The sequence below is a fragment of the Phycicoccus flavus genome (genome assembly GCF_004025965.2).
GTDB lineage: Bacteria > Actinomycetota > Actinomycetes > Actinomycetales > Dermatophilaceae > Phycicoccus > Phycicoccus flavus.
Map to the genome: position 1 here is coordinate 1 of NZ_SAYU02000081.1, position 18267 is coordinate 18267.

The window sequence follows — 18267 nt, forward strand, 5'->3', positions numbered from 1 at the left end:
CCGCACAGGGCCTCGCGGCCGGCGGCGGTGAGGGCGACCGTCGTCAGCTGCCGGCCGTCGCGCACGCCGCGCTCGAGCCGGGTGTAGCCCTTGGCGGTGAGGGCCTTGAGGTGCTTGGACAGGGCGGAGTCGGAGAGGCCGAGCTCGTCGCGGACCTCGGCGAACTCGCGCCCGCCGACGGGGACGAGGAAGGCACAGATCCGCAGGCGGTGCGGTTCGTGGATCACCTCGTCGAAGACCGGATGGGGCATGGCTCCAGGGTAGGGCGGATGTCCTGTCGGGAAAGGCGGAACGGGAACTGTCGGGGGCGTCGCTCCGCCCGGTCGGCGGGGCCCACGCCCGGTGCCCGGCCACGTCGTCGGCGCGGCCGACTAGCGTGGTCGCGTCAGCAGCGTCGCCCGACCGCCAGGAGGTCCCGCCGTGCCCCAGACCGTCCAGGGAGTCATCGCCCGCAGCAAGGGCGCCCCCGTCGAGCTCGTCGACGTCGTCGTCCCCGACCCGGGTCCGGGTGAGGCCGTCGTCGCCGTCGAGGCCTGCGGGGTGTGCCACACCGACCTGCACTACCGCGAGGGCGGCATCAACGACGAGTTCCCGTTCCTCCTCGGGCACGAGGCCGCCGGCCGGGTCGAGGCCGTGGGCGAGGGCGTCACCGAGGTCGAGCCCGGTGACTTCGTCATCCTCAACTGGCGCGCGGTGTGCGGCGAGTGCCGCGCCTGCCGCAAGGGCAAGCCCTGGTACTGCTTCGCGACGCACAACGCGACGCAGAAGATGACCCTCACCGACGGCACCGAGCTGTCACCGGCCCTCGGCATCGGCGCCTTCGTCGAGAAGACCCTCGTCGCCGCCGGTCAGTGCACGAAGGTCGACGAGGCCGACCCCGCGGCCGTCGGGCTGCTCGGCTGCGGTGTCATGGCCGGGTTCGGCGCGGCCGTCAACACCGGCGGCGTCGGGCGGGGCGACTCCGTCGCCGTCATCGGCTGCGGCGGCGTCGGCAACGCGGCCATCGCGGGGGCGAAGGTCGCGGGCGCCACGACGATCATCGCGGTCGACGTCGACGCCAAGAAGCTCGAGTGGGCCACGGGCCTGGGTGCCACGCACACCGTCGACGCCTCCGCCGAGGACCCGGTCGAGGCGGTCCGGGCGCTCACCGGCGGCCACGGCGCCGACGTCGTCGTCGAGGCCGTCGGGCGGCCCGAGACCTACGAGCAGGCGTTCTACGCCCGCGACCTCGCCGGCACCGTCGTCCTCGTCGGCGTACCCACGCCGGACAAGGAGGTCACCCTGCCGATGATCGAGATCTTCGGCCGCGGCGGTGCACTGAAGTCCAGCTGGTACGGCGACTGCCTGCCCTCACGCGACTTCCCGATGCTCGTCGAGCTCTACCGGCAGGGCCGCTTCGACCTCGACGCCTTCGTCTCCGAGAAGATCGGCATCGGCGACGTCGAGGCCGCGTTCGAGAAGATGCACGACGGCGCCGTCCTGCGCTCGGTCGTCGTCCTGGACGGGGGCACGGCGTGACGGGCGCCCAGCCGGTCGGCGCCGACGTCCCCGTCTCGCCCGCGGGCGTGCGGGTCGAGCGGGTCGTGACGTCCGGGGTCTTCGAGCTCGACGGCGGCTCCTGGGAGGTCGACAACAACGTCTGGCTCGTCGGCGACGACGACCGGGTGCTCGTCGTCGACGCCGCCCACGACGCCGCGGCGATCCTCGAGGCCGTCGGCGGCCGGGAGGTCGTCGCTGTCGTCTGCACCCACGGCCACAACGACCACGTCAACGCCGTGGCCGAGGTGTGCGCCGCGACCGGGGCGACGTCGTACCTGCACCGCGAGGACCGGGTGCTGTGGGACATGAGCCAGGACGCGCCGCCCGGGGCGGACCTCTCGGACGGGCAGACCTTCACGGTCGGCGACGTCGGCCTCATCACGCTGCACACGCCGGGTCACGCCCCCGGTGCCTGCTGCCTGCACGCGCCGACGCTCGGGGTCGTCTTCACCGGCGACACCCTGTTCCAGGGGGGTCCGGGGGCCACGGGACGGTCCTACAGCGACTTCCCGACCATCGTCGCCTCGATCCGCACCCGGCTCCTCGAGCTCCCGCCCGACACCGTGGCCCTCACCGGGCACGGCGACCCCACGGTCATCGGCGAGGAGGCCCCGCACCTGCAGGAGTGGATCGACCGCGGCCACTGACCGCGGCCGCCGGCCGGCGGACCCGGGCGGCCGCGCTGCGGTTCGAGGGCGGTGCCGCCCGCCGGTAGCCTGTCGCGGGTGACCCTCAGGCTGTTCGACTCCCTCACGCGCGAGCTGCGTGACTTCGTCCCCGTCGTGCCCGGCAGGGCGGGGATCTACATCTGCGGGCTCACCACCCAGGCGCCGCCGCACATCGGCCACGTCCGCTTCGCCGTCGCCTTCGACGTGCTGCGGCGCTGGCTGCAGCGCGGCCACGGCTACGACGTCGACCTCATCCGCAACGTCACCGACATCGACGACAAGATCCTCACGAAGTCGGCCGACGCCGGCGAGCCCTGGTTCGCCCTGTCCTACCGCAACGAGATCGAGACCGCCCACGCCCTGGCCTCGCTCGGGGTGCTGCCGCCCACCTACGAGCCGCGCGCCACCGGGCACGTCCCGGAGATGGTCGAGCTCATGCGCACCCTCGTCGAGAAGGAGCACGCCTACCCGGCGCAGGACGGCTCCGGCGACGTCTACTTCGACGTCCGCTCGTGGCCGGACTACGGCGAGCTCACCCACCAGCGGCTCGACGACATGTCCGACGCCGAGGACGCCGACCCGCGCGGCAAGCGCGACCCGCGCGACTTCGCCCTGTGGAAGGGGCACAAGGGCGGCGAGCCCGAGACCGCGTCGTGGCCGACGCCCTACGGCGCGGGCCGCCCGGGCTGGCACCTGGAGTGCTCGGCGATGGCCCGCAAGTACCTCGGCGACACCTTCGACATCCACGGCGGCGGGGTCGACCTGCGCTTCCCGCACCACGAGAACGAGGTCGCCCAGTCGCGCGCCGCCGGCCTGGGCTTCGCGAACTATTGGCTGCACAACGCGTGGGTGACGATGGGCGGCGAGAAGATGAGCAAGTCGCTCGGCAACTCGCTGCGGGTGAGCAGCGTCGTCGAGCAGTACCGCCCGATCGCGGTGCGCTACTACCTCACCGCCGCGCACTACCGCAGCACCATCGAGTACCACGAGGGGTCGATCGAGGAGTCGGAGACGACCGTCGAGCGCATCGAGGGGTTCCTGCGCCGGGCGCTGCCCGGGGTCGACACCCTCGTGCCCGACGGCACGGCCGAGTTTCCCGAGGACTTCCGCGAGGCGATGGACGACGACCTCGGCGTCAGCGACGCCCTCGCCGCCGTCCACCAGGCCGTGCGTGCGGGCAACATCGCGTTGGACGACGGCGACCAGGACGACGCCACCGCCATCGCGCGCCAGGTGGTCGCCATGACCGACGTCCTCGGCGTCAACCCGCTCGACCCCGTGTGGTCCTCCGGGGGCGACGACGCCGACGACACCACCGCCGCCCTCGACGCCCTCGTCTCCCACCGGATCGCGGCCCGGTCGGCCGCCCGCAGCGCCCGCGACTGGGAGACCGCCGACGCCATCCGCGACGAGCTGAGCGCCGCCGGCATCGTGCTGGAGGACACGGCGGCCGGTGCCCGCTGGTCCCTGAGCCGCGGGAAGGGCGACTGACGTGGCCGGGAACAGCCAGCGCCGCGGCGCCGTCCGCAAGGGTGGCGGCAAGAAGGGCGCCACCGTCGGCTCCGGCGGCCAGCGCCGCCGAGGGCTCGAGGGCAAGGGCCCGACCCCCAAGGCCGCCGACCGTCCGAACCACAAGGCGCACCGCGCGGCCCAGGCCGCGAGCAAGCGCTCCGGCAGCGGCTCCGGCGGGTCGGGCCGGACCGGGGGCCGGAAGGCGCCGGCGTCCAGCGAGGTCGTCGCCGGGCGCAACGCCGTCGTCGAGGCGCTGCGGGCGTCCGTGCCCGTCTCGACGCTCTACGTCGCCGGGCGCATCGACGCCGACGACCGCGTCCGCGAGGCCATCAGAACGGCCACCGAGCGCAGCATCCCCGTGCTCGAGACCCCCCGCGGCGAGCTGGACCGGCTCACCGACGGCGCCGTGCACCAGGGCCTGGCCGTCCAGGTGCCGCCCTACGAGTACGCCGACCCGCGCGACCTCGCCCACCAGGAGCTGCCCGGCGTCCCGCTCCTCGTCGCGCTGGACGGCATCACCGACCCGCGCAACCTCGGCGCCATCGTCCGCTCGACGGCCGCCTTCGGCGGGCACGGTGTCGTCGTCCCGAGCCGCCGCTCCGCGGGCATGACGGCCAGCGCCTGGAAGACCTCGGCCGGGGCCGCGGCCCGCATCCGGGTCGCGCAGGCGACGAACCTCACCCGGGCGCTGCAGGACTACCAGAAGGCCGGCTTCTTCGTCATCGGCCTCGACATGGACGGCGACGTCGAGCTGCCCGACCTCGAGCTCGCCTCCGAGCCCCTCGTCATCGTCGTCGGCTCCGAGGGCGCCGGCCTCTCCCGGCTGGTCCGCGAGACGTGCGACCAGATCGTCTCGGTGCCGATGAGCTCGGCGGTCGAGTCGCTCAACGCCGGCATCGCCACCGGCGTCACCCTCTACGAGGTCGCGCGCCGACGCCGCTGAGGCCGGCCGCGCCGGCCCGGGCCGGGTCGCCCGGGCTGTCCGACCGGCACCCCCGGAGGGCCCGGGGTGCCACGTGCCTCGGCCCCACCGTGACAGGATCGGGGTGGACGCAGCGGCGCGACCGCCGGTCGCCCGGGAGGAGCAGGAGGACCCGATGTCCCACGACGACCCGTCTCGCCACGAGCCCTTCGGCACACCGCCGGGGTCCGGACGCCCGCCGCACGGCGAGCCCGGCCCGGGCGACCGGCCCGGCCCGCAGCAGGACCCGTACGGCGGGTACTCCGCCGCGCCGCCCCCGCAGAACCCCTACGGCGGGGCACCCGCCGCCGCCCCGGCCGGACCGGTGACGCGTCCGCGGTCGATGGACCTCGCGGTGCTCCTCATGCGGGTCGGGGCCGGCCTCACGCTGCTGTCCCTCCTGTTCGTCTTCACCGCGAGCAGCGAGATCCGCACGGCGATCCAGGACGGCATGGCCGAGTCGGGGTCGGCGGTCGACCCGGGCACGGTGGACGCGTTCGTCGCGCTCGGCTACGTCGTCGGCACCGTCTTCACCGTCGGCGCGGCGGCGATGTGGCTGTGGATGGCGTGGGCCAACGGCAAGGGCCGCTCGTGGGCGCGCATCGTCGCCACGGTGCTCTTCGGCATCTCGCTGCTGTTCTTCCTGCTCGGCCTGCTCCAGGCGGCGCCGGTCCTCGAGCGGCTGCTCGGGGTGGTGCAGCAGCTCGTGGGTCTCGGCGCCGTCGTCCTGATGTTCCGGCGCGAGTCCTCGGAGTGGTACCGCGCGATGTCGGCGCCGCGGTACTGACGCGGTCCGCCCGCCTCCCCGCGTCAGGCGGGGGAGAGGGCCTCCATGCCCGGGAGGTTGCGGACGACCCCGAACAGCAGCACGAGGACGCCGATGGCCACGGGCAGCCAGGGCGGGACGTCCGTCGACGTCCGGTGCCCGAGCCTGCGCCGCACGACGTGGTAGGCGACGACGAGGGCGACCGCCAGGTACAGGGGCGGGACCATCGGGTTGCGGGCGAAGGCGCTTGTGACGTCGCCGTGCAGGAGGTCGTACGTCGCGCGGGTGCCCCCGCAGGCCGGGCAGTAGAGCCCGGTCGTCGCGAGGAGGAAGCACCCGGGGTAGTGGCCGGGCTCGTTCGGGTCGTGCGTCGCCAGGTAGCCGAGCGCGGCGACACCGGCGCCCCCGGCGGCCGCCCACCACCACCGTGGTGAGAGGCCGCCGAGACGGAGCGACGGGGTGGTCACGTCAGGGCGCGAAGTCGAGGTTCCCGGTGAGCCCGAGGGCCGCCCCGGCGATCATGAGGATCACGGCGAGCACGATCGCGATGACGCCGGTGATGAGGCCGCCGCGGGCCAGGCCCGCCCCGCCCTGGGCGCCGCCGGACCGCGCGATCTCGTTCTGCGACTGGTAGCCGAGCACGGCCGCCACGATGCCGAGCACGAGGCCGATGATCGAGCAGCACACCGCGAAGACGAGGCCCGCGATGCCGCAGACGAGGGCGATGACGGCCTTGGTGTTGTTCCCCCCGACCGGTCCGCCGGAGGCGGGCGGAGCCGAGTAGTCCCCGGACCCGTAGTCGCCCCCGTAGCTGCCCGGGGGCGGGGGCGGCGGCGGGTAGCCGCCCGCACCGGCGCCCTGGTCGCCCTGGCCGGGGGTGCTGCCGTAGGCCCCGCCGGCGGCAGAGCCCGAGCCGTAGCCCTCGCCGGCGGCGCCGGAGCCGTAGGTCGCGTCACCGCTCCCCGAGCCGTAGCCCTCGCTGCCGCCGCCCGAGCCGAACGTCTTGTCACCGCTGTCCGAGCCGTAGCCGCTCCCCGACCCGTACGTGTCACCGGTGCTGTCGGAGCCGTAGCCCGGCCCCGTCGGGTCCGACCCGTAGCCCCGGTCCGACGACGAGGAGTCGCTGCCGTGGCCCTGACCGGAGCCGGCGTTCTCCTCGGACCCGGAGTCCTCCGGGGGCGGCCAGCCGCTGCCCGGCGGCGGAGGGGGCGGGGGTGGGGTGTTGCTGCTCATGGGTCCTCCGTGGTGGTCGGCCGGCCCTGTCGCCGGACGTGCCCGGCAACCCTAGCCGGGGAGCGCGGGCGGGCACCGGTGTTCCGGAGGCGTGCCGCGGGGTCAGGGCCCGGACGTCGGGGCTCGCAGCACCGCGGAGCCCACGACGTTGTCGGCCAGCGTCTGCTGCCGGTCGTCCCACAGCATCCACAGCGAGGACAGCAGGAGGAGCTGGTTGACGACGTTGCTCGTCACCTCCCGGCCGAAGCAGCGACCGGCGCCGATGGGGCCGCCGGACTCGGCGTCGACGAGGACGATCCCGGTCCAGGACTTCCCGAGGCTCCGGCCGGTGCGGCCCATCCGGAACACCCGGTTCCACAGCGTGACCGCGCTCGCCAGGAGCCAGCCGAGCAGCAGCAGGGCCAGGCCGGCGGTGAGCAGCCCGCCGTCGCCGGTGCCGGTCACCGCTCCGTCGGGAGCCACGTCGACGCCCTGGAACAGCCCGGTGAGGGCGAGGGCCAGTCCGGCGAACGCGGGCAGCGACGCGACGAGCGACACCGCGGTGTCCAGGAGCGATGCGAGCACCCGGGTCCCGAAGCCGGCCGCCGGACCGGGCAGCGGCGCCGGCCCGAGCCGGTGGTCCGGACCGAGCGGGCCGGGTCCGGGCCCCGGCGGGACGGCGTCGCCGCGTCCGGGCTCGCTCATCGGAGGCTGTCGTCGGCGAGGACCGGCAGCTCTTCGGTGTCGATCCCGACGACGGCGCGCTCGTCCGGCTTGCCGGGCAGGATCCGCGCGACGTAGTCGTCCAGGGCCAGCTGGATCGGCACGTCGTGCTGCGCCTTCTCGGCCATGTACCACCGGTGCTCGAGCACCTCGTGGAAGACCTCGGCGGGCTCGAGCTTCGCGACGAGCTCGCGCGGGACGCCTCGCGTCGTCGGCTCGTACACCCGGGCCAGCCAGTCGTGGGCGACGATCTCCTCGTCCTCGCCCTGACGACCGGTGCTGGCGGCGAACACCTCGAGGTCGTTGAGCAGCCGGCGCGCCTGGTTCTCCCGGACGTCCAGGCCGGTGAGGCGCAGCAGCCGCCGCGAGTGGTGCCCGGAGTCGACGACCTTGGGCTGCACCCGGATCGACGTGCCGTCGACGTCGGTGGTGAGCTCGAGCTCGTCGACGTCGAAGCCGAGCTTGTTGAGCCGGCGGATGCGGTCGTCGACCCGCCAGCGCTCGGTGTCGGCGAAAGTCTCCTCGGTGGTCAGCGCCGACCACAGCTCGCGGTAGCGGGTGACGATGCGCTCGCTGACCTCGACCGGGTCGCGCTCCTCCTGCAGCAGCCCGCCGGCGTCGAGGTCCATGAGCTCGCCGGCGATGTTCACCCGGGCGATCTCCAGGTCGTGCTCGCGCTGGCCGTTGCTGAGCCGGGGCCGCAGCTCGCCGGTCTCGGCGTCGACGAGGTAGGCGGCGAAGGCGCCGGCGTCCCGGCGGAACAGGGTGTTCGACAGCGACACGTCGCCCCACCAGAAGCCCGCGAGGTGCAGCCGGACCAGGAGGACGGCGAGGGCGTCGATGAGCCGGGTGGCCGTGCCCTTGCGCAGCGACTGACTGTAGAGCGCGCGGTAGGGCAGGGAGTACTGGAGGTGACGCGTCACCAGGCAGGCGTCCAGCGGCTCGCCGTCGGCGTCGACCCGGCCGCTGACGACGGCGAACGGCTCGACCGCCGGCATGCCCAGGCGGCGCAGGTCGCGCAGCATCTCGTACTCGCGGCGGGCGATGTCGGCCTTGATCTCCTTGACGGCGAGCACCCGGCCGGACAGCCGGACGAAGCGGACGACGTGGCGGGAGATGCCGCGGGGCAGCGCGGCGAGGATCTCCTCGGGCCAGTCCTCCAGCGGCCGGCGCCAGGGCAGGTCGAGCAGGGCCGGGTCGGGGCGAGCGGCGGTGAGCTCCAGGGCCATGCCCCGATCATCGCGCACCCGGCCGGGGCCGGGCACCGCGAGCCCGCGCCATCCCGGATCGGACGCGGCGACGCCCCGGACCCACGGGGGGTCCGGGGCGTCGCGGCGCTCGACGGTGGCGTCGCCTCAGAGGCGGGCGCCGGACTCCGGGTCGAAGACGTGCATGTGCTCGCCCTTGGGGTAGACGTAGATCGTCTGGCCCTTCTCGGGGACCTTGCGGCCGTCGACGCGGGCGATGAACGGCTTGGCCAGGTTGTCGTCGCCGCCGTGCAGCTTGATCTTGTCGTCGGTCGGGGTGCCGTAGACGTACGCGTCGGCGCCGAGCTCCTCGATGACGTCGACGGTCAGCTCGAGGCCGTCGTTGTTCGTCGTGAGCTCGACGTCCTCGGGACGGACGCCGACGATGACCCGGTCGCCGCCCTTGCCGCCCTCGCGCGGGATGGACACGGTGTGGTTGCCGAACTTCGCGCCGTCCGACGCGGCCGGGACGTCGACGAGGTTCATCGCCGGGGAGCCGATGAAGCCCGCGACGAAGAGGTTGGCCGGCTTGTCGTACATCTCGCGCGGGGTGGCGCACTGCTGGAGCAGACCGTCCTTGAGGAGCGCGATCCGGTCGCCCATCGTCATGGCCTCGACCTGGTCGTGGGTCACGTAGACGGTGGTGACGCCGAGGCGGCGCTGGAGCGAGGCGATCTGGGTGCGCGTCTGGACGCGGAGCTTGGCGTCGAGGTTCGACAGCGGCTCGTCCATGAGGAAGACCTTGGGCGAGCGGACGATCGCGCGGCCCATGGCGACGCGCTGGCGCTGGCCACCGGAGAGGGCCTTCGGCTTGCGGTCGAGGTACTGGGTGAGGTCGAGGATGCCCGCGGCCTCCTCGACCTTCTTGCGGATCTCGCCCTTGTCGACGCCGGCGATCTTGAGCGCGAAGCCCATGTTGTCGGCGACGGTCATGTGCGGGTACAGGGCGTAGTTCTGGAACACCATCGCGACGTCGCGGTCCTTGGGGGACAGGTCGGTCACGTCGCGGTCGCCGATCCAGATCTTGCCGCCGTTGACCTCCTCGAGGCCGGCGAGCATCCGCAGCGAGGTGGACTTGCCGCAGCCCGAGGGGCCGACGAGGACGAGGAACTCCCCGTCCTGGATGTCGATGTCGAGCTTGTCGACCGAGGGGGTGTCATTGCCCGGGTAGATCCGGGTGGCCTCGTCGAACTTCACAGTTGCCATGGCGTCTTTGCCTTCCTTCACCGGCAGGAACGTGCCGGACGATCCGTTGTAAAGGGTCCTGCACCACCCGCGTCGGTGCGGGCGGTGCAGGTCAGTATGCCGGACCCGGCCCGGGGGTGGCCAGGAGCGCCCGCCCGGACCGTCGCCGACGCCCCGGTGGCCCGTCGCCCGATGGGCCGCCGCCGACGCCCCGGTGGCCCGTCGCCCGATGGGCCGCCGCCGACGCCCCGGTGGCCGCCTCGGGAGCGGGCCGCGACGACGGCCGCCACCCCTGGCGCGTCGGGCCGGGGGCCCCTACCGTTGGGCCATGCGGATCGCGGACGTCATCAAGCGCAAGGGTGAGGACGTCGTCACGGTGCGTCCCGAGGCCACCGTCTCCGACCTCCTGGCCCTCCTCGCGGAGCACGGGATCGGGGCCGTCGTCGTCAGCGGCGACGGATCGGGGGTCGAGGGGATCGTCAGCGAGCGCGACGTCGTGCGCCGTCTGCACAGCGAGGGCGCCGGCCTCCTCGAGGGACCGGTGAGCGCGATCATGACCGTCGACGTGCACACGTGCACGCCCGAGGACTCTCTCGAGGACATGGCGCTGCGGATGACCGACCGGCGCATCCGGCACGTCCCCGTCGTCGTCGACGACGCGCTCGCGGCCATCGTGAGCATCGGCGACATCGTGAAGATCCGCCTCGACACCCTCCAGGCCGAGCGCGACCAGCTGCGCGACTACATCCAGCAGTAGGACCTCCTCCGCCCGCGTCCCCCGCCCGCGGGTCGTCGCGCGCGGACCGGGGACCGCACGGCGACACCTGCAGCACGCATCCGGCGCGGACGCCTACCGTGGAGGCATGACCGCCGACGCCCGCGCCGACGGCCACGAGCCGGAGCGTGGACCCGCCCCCGAGCCGGAGGACAGCCGGCTCGGGCAGTACCGCCTGGTCCAGCGGCTCGGCGAGGGCGGGATGGGCGTGGTGCACCTCGCCATCGACCGGCACGGGCGCGCTCACGCCCTCAAGCTGCTGCGCCGGCACGTGGCCGACGACCCCGACGCCCGGGCCCGGCTGCGCCGCGAGGTCGACACCCTGAGCCGCATCCGCAGCCCGCACGTCGCGCCCGTCGTCGACGCCGACGTCGACGGCGACGTGCCCTACCTCGTCACCCGCTACGTCGACGGCCCCTCGCTGGACGAGCGCGTCGGGTCACGCGGCCCGCTGAGCCCCGGCGAGCTGCACCACGTGGCCGCCGGGCTCGCCGACGCCCTGGACGCGATCCACTCCGCCGGTGTCGTCCACCGGGACGTCAAGCCCGGCAACGTGCTGCTCGTCGACGGCGAGGACCCGGTGCTCATCGACTTCGGGATCGCGCACCTCGTCGACGACGTCCGGCTGACCAGCGTCGGCCTCGTCATGGGGACGCCGGGGTACCTGGCGCCCGAGGTCGTGAGCGGCGAGGACGTCACCCCGGCCACGGACTGGTGGGGGTGGGCGGCGACGACGGCGTTCGCCGCCTCCGGCACCCCGCCGTTCGGGGGCGGCGGCATGAACGCCGTCCTCGCCCGCGTGGCGGCCGGCGAGCCCGACCTCGTCGCCGTCGACCCGCGCATCGAGCCGCTGCTGTACGCCGCGCTCTCGCCGTACCCCGACGAGCGGCCGCACCAGGGCGAGGTGGTCCGCGCGCTGGAGTCCTACGCCCACGGCGCGCCCGCCACGGAGTCGATCCAGGTGCGCCGGTCGCGCTCGCGGACCGAGGCGCTGGAGGCGTCCCGGACGGCGATGCTGCCGGCCGTCGTGCCCCCGGCGTCGGCGCCGCCCGCCCCGCCGCGACGCGCCGACCCGCCGCCCCCGACCGCGCGTCCGGTGGACACGACCCCGCCCTGGGCGCTGCCGCCCGGCCGGGAGCGCCGCCCCGACCCCCGCGCCCTCCCGGCGCGTCCGCGGGCCGACGCCCGCCGCGACGGCGAGGACGTCCCCTCCCTGTCCGTGGACCCGCGCATCGGCCGGCCGACGCGGACGGGCACACTGCTGGCGATGCTCGCCCTCCTCGCCGGGGTCGCCGCTGCCGCCCCGCTCGTCGCCGTCCTCGTCCTGCTGGTCTGGATGGTCCTGGCCCGCACCTCCGACCGGTCGGTCACCTCCCTGGTCATGCGCCGCCACGAACGCGGCGCCCGGGGCAGCGACATGGCCCTCGCCGTGGCCAGCAGCCCGTGGCACCTGCTCGTCGGGCTGGTCGGCACCGTCCTCACCCTCGTCCTGCCCCTGCTCGTCGGCGCCTGCGCGATGTTCGCCGCCGCCCTCGTCCTCGGCGCGCTCACCCAGCAGGAGGTGCGGGCCGACGCCGTCGTCCCGCTGCTCACCGGGGCCGTCTTCACCGCCCTCACCGCCTGGTGGGGCCCGGGCGGGGCGAGCCTGCGGCGGGGGAGCCGCAGCCTGGTCCGGGGGGTGACCGGGCAGCCGCGGGTGCGGCAGGTCGTCGTCGTCGCGCTCCTGCTCGCCGCCGTCGTCCTCGTCGTGACCACCCTCGGCTCGGGCGGGCCGTCGTGGTGGCCGCGGACGTCCGCCCCGGGCTGGGTCGAGACCGTGGTGCCGCTGCTGTGAGCACCCCCAAGCCCCGCGCGCAACCCCGGCGGCCCCGGATGCTGCGCGGCGACGTCCCCACCGAGCCGATGCCCATGGCCGACCTGCTGCGGCGCTCGCCCTACCGGCACGCCCGCATCACCGACGAGCGCGCGCAGGACCCGCAGGTCCGGCGGGCCCTCGACCTCGCGCTGCGGGTCGGCGAGCTCATGCTGCGCTGCGGGGCCGGAGCCCCCCAGGTCGAGGGCAGCATGGCCGCCGTCGCCGCCGCGGCGGGCGTCGACAAGATCGAGCTCGACATCACGATGCAGTCCGTCCTCGTCCAGGCGACGAGCAGCGACGGCGAGCAGCACACGCTGCTCAAGGTCGTCCGGCACAGCCGCTTCGACTACGGACGGCTCGTCGCCGTGCACCGGCTCGTGCAGTCCCTCGTCGCCGAGGAGCTCACCGTCGCCGAGGCCTCCGACCGGATGCGCGCCATCGAGCGGCACCGCCGCAACTTCCCGCAGTGGGCGGTGTCGGTGGCCAACGTCTTCCTCGCCTCGGCCGTCGCCGTGCTCATCGGCGCCGGGGCGGTGGCCGCCGGGGTGACGGCCCTGGTCGTCCTCGCCGTGCAGGGCATCGCGCGCTCGCACGCCAAGGTCGGGCTGCCGGAGTTCTACGCCAACGCCCTCAACGCCTTCGCCGCGACCCTGCTGGCCGGCGTGGCGTTCGTCCTCGGCGCGCTGGACGTCATCCCGCTCTCGGAGACCGACTTCGCCTTCATCGTCGCCGGCGGCATCGTCGCCATGCTGCCGGGACGCACGATGGCCTCAGCCATCGAGGACGTCATCTTCGGCTACCCGCTGACCGGCGCCGGCCGGCTGCTGGCCGTGCTGCTGTCGCTGACCGGGCTCATCATCGGGATCGCCTCGGGGCTCGGGGCGCTGCTGAGCCTCACCGAGACCACCGGCGCGTCGTTCGTCTCGCCCGCCGTGCTCGACCTGCGGGTCAGCGAGGCCCCGCTCGTGCCGGGTCTCGTCGCGTCGCTCGTCGTCGGGCTGGCGGCGGCGGTCACGGTGCAGAGCCGCCACCGGCTCATCGTGCCCGTCGGCCTCATCACCGTCGGCGGGGTCGCCGTCTACTCCGTGCTCGTGCGGGCCTTCGACATCGGGACCATCACCGCCACGGGGATCGCGGCCGTCGCCATCGGGGTGGGCGGGCGCTTCGTCGGGCAGCGGATGGAGGCGCCGTCGATGGTGCTGGTCGTGCCGGCGAGCTTCGGCCTGCTCCCCGGTCTCGTCATCTTCCGCGGCCTGTACGAGATGGTCGCGCAGGGCGCCGACCAGGGGCTGCTGTCGCTGCAGTCCGGCATCACGACGCTGCTCGGCGCCGGGGCCGCGCTGCTCGCCATCGCCACCGGCACCGTGCTCGGCGAGTTCCTCGCCGCGCCCTGGGACCGGCGGATGCGCGGCGCCCCGGCGCGGGCGGCGCAGTCGGCGGCCGAGACCGGCGACGGGCGTCCCACGGAGGGGTCGGCCGGTGGCTCCTGGCACGGGGGCGAGGACGGGTCGGAGTTCTACGGTCCGTCCTACGGGAGCGACGACGACGTTCCCGAGCGCTGACCCGCGGGCCGGCGGCGTCGGGCGCGACGCGCAGCCGGTGCCATCCGGGCCCGGCTGAGGCGTCGCTGAGCGCATGACCTGGAGGTTCGCCTCGCGGTTTCCGGTCCGTCACCGGCCCGACCTACCCTCGTCAACCATGCGCACTTCCGCCCTCGCGATGACCGCCGTGCTCCTCGCCGGTGCCGCCGCCGGCTGCTCGGACGACCCCGGGGACGCCTCGACGACCACGCCCCCGCCCACGGCGGCGCCGTCGACGACCGCCGCGTCCTCGAGCCCGACGGCGAAGGCCCGGCCGGCCGTGACCGTCGAGGGCGCCGACGCCCGGCTCACCGCCGCCGTCGCGAAGGTCTACCGCGGCCGCAAGGGCGTCAGGGCGAAGGCCACCGTCGGCCGCTGGGAGGGCGAGAAGGTCGCCGTCGTCACCTCCGGCCAGGACGTCACGCTGGCCGTCGGCCCGCGGTGGCGGGTCGTCGGCGGCTGGTGGCCGTCGCTCGACAGGAAGGCCGACCTTGGCGGGACGCCGCGCTTCGTCCTCGTCGTCGGGTCCGACGCGCGTCCCGGCAAGACGCTGCGCGGCACCCGCGGCGACACGCTGCAGGTGCTCGGCGTCGACGGCAAGGGCGGCGGCGGCGTCATGGGGCTGGCCCGTGACATCTGGGCGCCGATGCCCGGCGGCGGGCACGCCAAGATCAACGCGGCCTTCGCCTACGGCGGCGGCGAGGGGCAGGTCGGCGCGGTCCGCAAGGTCACCGGCCTGCCCGTCGAGGGGTACGTCGTCACCGGGTTCGGCGGCTTCGAGAAGATCGTCGACCGCTCCGGCGGGCTGCCCATGCGGATCGCGCGGACCGTCATCCTCCAGGGCGGGACCAAGGTGCTGGCCGGCAAGCGCCGCCTCGACGGCGAGCACGCCCTCGCCTACGCCCGGGAGCGCAAGTCGCTGCCGGACGGCGACTTCGGCCGCTCGCGCCACCAGGGCGAGCTGCTCTTCGCGGCCGCGGCCACCGCGCGGCTCGAGGGCATCGGGTCGGTGCCGCGGACGATGACGACGGTGTCGAAGTACGCCGACAGCGACCTCACCGCGAAGGAGGCGCTGACCTTCGTCGCGTCCTTCTACCGGATCGACCCGCGCAAGGTCGGCCACACCGTCGCCAAGGGCGGCTTCGGCACGAGCCCGGACGGGCAGTCCATCGTCGTCCTCGACGCCGCCTCGAGGCAGGCGTTCCGGGACTTCCGCGACGGCCGCCTCTGAGGTCGTCCCGGGCCGCGCCGGCGGTCAGAACCGGACCTGGGCCCCCATGACGACGACCCGGTCCGTGGGCAGCCGGTAGTACTCGACCGGCGAGGCGGCGTTGCGGGCCAGCGCGAGGAACATCCGCTTGCGCCAGCGGCTCATGCCCTCGTCGTCGCCGGCCTGCAGGGCGATCCGGGAGACGAAGTACGTCGCCTCGTCGACGTCGACGTCGACCCCCTGGTCGCGGGCCCGCCGCAGCGCCGCCGGGACGTCGACGTCCTCGCGGAAGCCGAAGCGCAGCGTGAGGTGGGTGATGTGGTCGTAGCGGTCCCCGAGGTCGTCGACCTCGACGAGGTCCGCGGCCGCGACGTAGGGCACGTTCTCGGCGACGGTGGTGACGAGCCAGACGTGCTCGTGGACGACGTGGTTGAACCGGGCGTTCTCGCGCAGCGCCAGCGGGGCGGTCAGCTTGTCCGGGTGGAGGAAGACGGCCGTGCCCTCGACCCGGCGGACGACGTCGGTGTGCAGGTCGTCGACGAAGGGCAACAGCGGTCCCTCGAGGACGCGACGCCGCTCGGTCACGAGGTGCCGGCCGCGGGCCCAGGTGAGCATGAGGGTCGCGAGCACGCCGGCGACGAGCAGCGGCAGCCAGCCCCCGGTGGCGACCTTGGTGACGTTGGCGGCGAAGAAGGCGAGCTCGAGGGCGCCGATCGGGACGCCGAAGGCGAGCAGCCGCCGGGTCGACCACGACCAGCGGGTGCGGGCGAGGAAGAGGAACAGGGTGGTCGTGATGAGGAAGGTGCCGGTGACGGCGATGCCGTACGCCGTCGCCAGGCGGGCCGAGGACCGGAAGGTCACGAGGAGGGCGAGCACCCCGAGCAGCAGCAGCCAGTTGACCGCCGGGACGTAGATCTGCCCGCTCTCGGAGGGCGAGGTCTGGCGGACCCGCAGGCGGGGCAGGACGCCGAGGCGCTCGCCCTGCCGCGACATCGAGTACGCGCCGGAGATCACGGCCTGCGAGGCGATGATCGTCGCCGCGGTCGCGAGGACGACGAGCGGCAGCTGCGACCACTGCGGGGCGATGAGGAAGAAGGGGTTGGCGGCGACGCCGGGGTCGCGCAGGATCGCCGCCGCCTGGCCGAGGTAGGCCAGGGCCAAGGCGGGCAGCACGACCGCGAACCACGCCGTGCGGATGGCCCGCCCGCCGAAGTGGCCCATGTCGGCGTATAGGGCCTCGGCGCCGGTGATGACGAGGACGACGGCGCCGAGCGCGACGAAGGCCGTCACGGGGTGGCGGAGAAGGAAGAGGACGGCGTAGTGCGGTGAGAGGGCGAGCAGGACCGAGGGGTCGCGGAGGACCTGCACCAGCCCGAGCAGGGCGAGGACGGCGAACCACAGGAGCATGACCGGCCCGAAGGCGCGTCCGACGACTCCGGTGCCGAAGCGCTGGACGAGGAAGAGGACGGCGATGACCGTCGCGGCCACGGGGACGACGAGGTGCGCCAGGCCCGGGGCGCCGACCTCGAGGCCCTCGACGGCGGAGAGCACCGAGATGGCCGGGGTGATGATGCTGTCGCCGTAGAAGAGGGCGGCGCCGAGGACGCCGAGGAGGATCGCCAGACGGAAGCGGCGGCCGTCGGGGCGCAGACGTTGCCGGACGAGGTGGGCCAGGGCGAGGACGCCGCCCTCGCCGTCGTTGTCGGCGCGCAGGATGAAGACGACGTACTTCACGGAGACGACGAGCGTCAGGCTCCAGACGACGAGGGACACCACGCCGTAGACGTCGGCCCGGCCGGGGGCGATCGCGCCGCCGTCGATGGCGAAGACCGTCCGCAGGGCGTAGAGGGGGCTGGTCCCGATGTCGCCGAAGACGACGCCGGCGGCGCCCAGCACCAGGGCAGCCAGCGGGGCGTGCGGGGCGGGGCGTCCGTCGTGGCCGGTCCGTGCGTCGGGGCCGGTCCGTCCGTCGTCGGCCGGGGGGCCGGCCTCGGGGTCGGACTCGTCGTCGGGACTGGCGGAGACGTCGACCGGGCACTCGTCGGACACCCCTCGATCCTGCTCCTCCGCCGGGGTCGCGAGGCGCTTGCGTGCAGAGCGGCCCCGGTGTCCTCGGCCACGGGCGCGCGCCGGTCAGGTGGCCGCCTGCGCCGCCTCCTCGAGGACGGCGACGCAGACGACCTCGTGGTCGCCGCGGCGCCAGGCCGGCGCGTTGGGGTGCAGGAAGTACAGGGAGGCGTCGGTGTCCGCGAGGTCGACGGTCACCCGGTCCTCGCACCCGGCCTCGGCCAGCCGCTTGACCTCCTCCGCTCCCGGGAACTCGCCGTCGGGCAGGTCGAACAGGGCGAAGACCTCGGCGCCGTGCGGCTCGGTGCAGGGCACGGCCGGCAGCGAGGTGACGGACTGCGAGTCCTCCAGCCGGCCGTCGAGGCAGTCCCCGACCTCGAGGGACGTCGCCGGGACCCGGCCGGCATTGGCGACACCCCCGTCACCGTCGCGCGTCGCGCCGGTGGTGATGGCGAACGCGACGCCCGCGGCGATGACGAGCAGCCAGAGGGCGGACAGGACCAGGCCCGCGATCGCCAGGCCGCGGCCGTCCTGCCCACGTCGGCGGATCTGCTGGAGGGCGACGATGCCGAAGACGACGCTCAGCAGGATGACGCCGAGAAGGCCGAGCACGAGCGAGGCGATGGCGAACCCATTGGTGCCGCCGTGCTGCGGCCCGCCGGGCGGGGGAGCGGACCACCGGTCCTGTGGCTCGGCGCCGCTGACCCAGGGCGGTCCGGCTGCCGGTGGCGGGGCGGACGGGTATCGGTCGTCGCCGGGTGGTCCCGGCGGCCGGTCGGGATCGTGCGGATCGCTCACGTGACGGACCCTAGGACCCGGCACCTGCCTTGCGGGGCCGGAGCGCGTCCGCGGCCCGTCGTAGAGTGTGTGGCCGCCGGGCCCGCCCGGCCCGCTGGCGTGGCGCAATCGGTAGCGCACCTGTCTTGTAAACAGGTGGTTGGGGGTTCGAGTCCCCCCGCCAGCTCTC

17 protein-coding genes and 1 tRNA gene are annotated in these 18267 nt (G+C 74.5%); 10 read left to right on the plus strand and 8 right to left on the minus strand.

Features of this window, described 5'->3' with window-relative positions:
* Positions 1 to 251 (minus strand): transcriptional regulator (locus EPD83_RS17690; RefSeq protein WP_128367259.1); only part of this gene is annotated, 251 nt, incomplete at its 3' end.
* Between the two features lie 169 nt (positions 252 to 420).
* On the opposite strand from EPD83_RS17690, the gene EPD83_RS17695 reads away from it, so the two are divergent.
* The 5 genes from EPD83_RS17695 (at position 421) to EPD83_RS17715 (ending at position 5467) form a co-directional block, all read left to right on the plus strand.
* The gene (locus EPD83_RS17695) at positions 421 to 1518 is read left to right on the plus strand and encodes an S-(hydroxymethyl)mycothiol dehydrogenase (protein ID WP_128367260.1); all 1098 of its coding nucleotides are present in this window, start codon (positions 421 to 423) and stop codon (positions 1516 to 1518) included.
* On the plus strand, positions 1515 to 2186 hold the full coding sequence (locus tag EPD83_RS17700) for an MBL fold metallo-hydrolase (RefSeq protein ID WP_128367261.1): 672 nt from the start codon (positions 1515 to 1517) through the stop codon (positions 2184 to 2186). The genes EPD83_RS17695 and EPD83_RS17700 overlap by 4 nt, the downstream gene beginning before the upstream one ends.
* A gap of 78 nt (positions 2187 to 2264) precedes the next feature.
* Positions 2265 to 3698 (plus strand): cysteine--tRNA ligase, encoded by a 1434-nt coding sequence (cysS, locus tag EPD83_RS17705; RefSeq protein ID WP_128367262.1) that lies wholly within the window; start codon positions 2265 to 2267, stop codon positions 3696 to 3698.
* 1 nt (position 3699) lies between these two features.
* The gene (gene rlmB / locus EPD83_RS17710) at positions 3700 to 4662 is read left to right on the plus strand and encodes a 23S rRNA (guanosine(2251)-2'-O)-methyltransferase RlmB (RefSeq protein WP_128367263.1); all 963 of its coding nucleotides are present in this window, start codon (positions 3700 to 3702) and stop codon (positions 4660 to 4662) included.
* A gap of 154 nt (positions 4663 to 4816) precedes the next feature.
* Entirely contained in the window at positions 4817 to 5467 is a 651-nt protein-coding gene (locus tag EPD83_RS17715) for a hypothetical protein (protein ID WP_165566947.1), read from the plus strand.
* Between the two features lie 23 nt (positions 5468 to 5490).
* Here EPD83_RS17715 and EPD83_RS17720 read toward each other — a convergent pair whose 3' ends face one another.
* The 5 genes from EPD83_RS17720 to EPD83_RS17740 all read right to left on the minus strand — a co-directional run bounded on the left by EPD83_RS17720 (position 5491) and on the right by EPD83_RS17740 (position 9834).
* Positions 5491 to 5913, minus strand: coding sequence for a DUF2752 domain-containing protein (locus EPD83_RS17720; protein ID WP_128367003.1), 423 nt, complete (start codon positions 5911 to 5913; stop codon positions 5491 to 5493).
* A gap of 1 nt (position 5914) precedes the next feature.
* A complete protein-coding gene (locus tag EPD83_RS17725; protein ID WP_164896471.1) occupies positions 5915 to 6679 on the minus strand; it encodes a DUF4190 domain-containing protein in 765 nt (254 codons plus the stop codon).
* Positions 6680 to 6781: 102 nt separating this feature from the next.
* Entirely contained in the window at positions 6782 to 7363 is a 582-nt protein-coding gene (locus EPD83_RS17730; RefSeq protein ID WP_128367005.1) for an RDD family protein, read from the minus strand.
* On the minus strand, positions 7360 to 8610 hold the full coding sequence (locus tag EPD83_RS17735; protein WP_128367006.1) for a DUF4032 domain-containing protein: 1251 nt from the start codon (positions 8608 to 8610) through the stop codon (positions 7360 to 7362). The genes EPD83_RS17730 and EPD83_RS17735 overlap by 4 nt, the downstream gene beginning before the upstream one ends.
* A gap of 126 nt (positions 8611 to 8736) precedes the next feature.
* Positions 8737 to 9834, minus strand: coding sequence for an ABC transporter ATP-binding protein (locus tag EPD83_RS17740; RefSeq protein WP_128367007.1), 1098 nt, complete (start codon positions 9832 to 9834; stop codon positions 8737 to 8739).
* A 307-nt stretch (positions 9835 to 10141) separates the two neighbouring features.
* Between EPD83_RS17740 and EPD83_RS17745 the strand changes: the two genes are divergently transcribed.
* From EPD83_RS17745 to EPD83_RS17760, 4 genes are all read left to right on the plus strand, one after another.
* On the plus strand, positions 10142 to 10570 hold the full coding sequence (locus tag EPD83_RS17745; protein WP_165566948.1) for a CBS domain-containing protein: 429 nt from the start codon (positions 10142 to 10144) through the stop codon (positions 10568 to 10570).
* 106 nt (positions 10571 to 10676) lie between these two features.
* Positions 10677 to 12422 (plus strand): serine/threonine-protein kinase, encoded by a 1746-nt coding sequence (locus EPD83_RS17750; protein WP_128368022.1) that lies wholly within the window; start codon positions 10677 to 10679, stop codon positions 12420 to 12422.
* A complete protein-coding gene (locus EPD83_RS17755) occupies positions 12419 to 14005 on the plus strand; it encodes a threonine/serine exporter family protein (protein WP_165566949.1) in 1587 nt (528 codons plus the stop codon). Before EPD83_RS17750 ends, EPD83_RS17755 begins: the two co-directional genes overlap by 4 nt.
* A gap of 136 nt (positions 14006 to 14141) precedes the next feature.
* Positions 14142 to 15254: an LCP family protein gene (locus EPD83_RS17760; RefSeq protein ID WP_164896758.1), complete on the plus strand. Its 1113-nt coding sequence runs from the start codon at positions 14142 to 14144 to the stop codon at positions 15252 to 15254.
* Between the two features lie 24 nt (positions 15255 to 15278).
* Here EPD83_RS17760 and EPD83_RS17765 read toward each other — a convergent pair whose 3' ends face one another.
* Positions 15279 to 17282 (minus strand): potassium transporter Kup, encoded by a 2004-nt coding sequence (locus tag EPD83_RS17765; protein WP_165566950.1) that lies wholly within the window; start codon positions 17280 to 17282, stop codon positions 15279 to 15281.
* 84 nt (positions 17283 to 17366) lie between these two features.
* Positions 17367 to 18098, minus strand: a complete 732-nt coding sequence (locus EPD83_RS17770; RefSeq protein WP_164896420.1) for a DUF4190 domain-containing protein — start codon at positions 18096 to 18098, stop codon at positions 17367 to 17369.
* A gap of 93 nt (positions 18099 to 18191) precedes the next feature.
* Here EPD83_RS17770 and EPD83_RS17775 point away from each other — a divergent pair.
* A tRNA-Thr gene (locus EPD83_RS17775) sits at positions 18192 to 18264 on the plus strand.
* Positions 18265 to 18267 lie beyond the last annotated feature (3 nt).

Bases quoted from the DNA above. Each gene is read 5' to 3' on its own strand.
- EPD83_RS17715 (WP_165566947.1), top strand. From the start codon at position 4,817: ATGTCCCACGACGACCCGTCTCGCCACGAGCCCTTCGGCACACCGCCG.
- EPD83_RS17745 (WP_165566948.1), top strand. From the start codon at position 10,142: ATGCGGATCGCGGACGTCATCAAGCGCAAGGGTGAGGACGTCGTCACG.
- EPD83_RS17735 (WP_128367006.1), bottom strand. From the start codon at position 8,610: ATGGCCCTGGAGCTCACCGCCGCTCGCCCCGACCCGGCCCTGCTCGAC.
- EPD83_RS17750 (WP_128368022.1), top strand. From the start codon at position 10,677: ATGACCGCCGACGCCCGCGCCGACGGCCACGAGCCGGAGCGTGGACCC.
- EPD83_RS17725 (WP_164896471.1), bottom strand. From the start codon at position 6,679: ATGAGCAGCAACACCCCACCCCCGCCCCCTCCGCCGCCGGGCAGCGGC.
- EPD83_RS17760 (WP_164896758.1), top strand. From the start codon at position 14,142: ATGCGCACTTCCGCCCTCGCGATGACCGCCGTGCTCCTCGCCGGTGCC.
- EPD83_RS17740 (WP_128367007.1), bottom strand. From the start codon at position 9,834: ATGGCAACTGTGAAGTTCGACGAGGCCACCCGGATCTACCCGGGCAAT.
- EPD83_RS17730 (WP_128367005.1), bottom strand. From the start codon at position 7,363: ATGAGCGAGCCCGGACGCGGCGACGCCGTCCCGCCGGGGCCCGGACCC.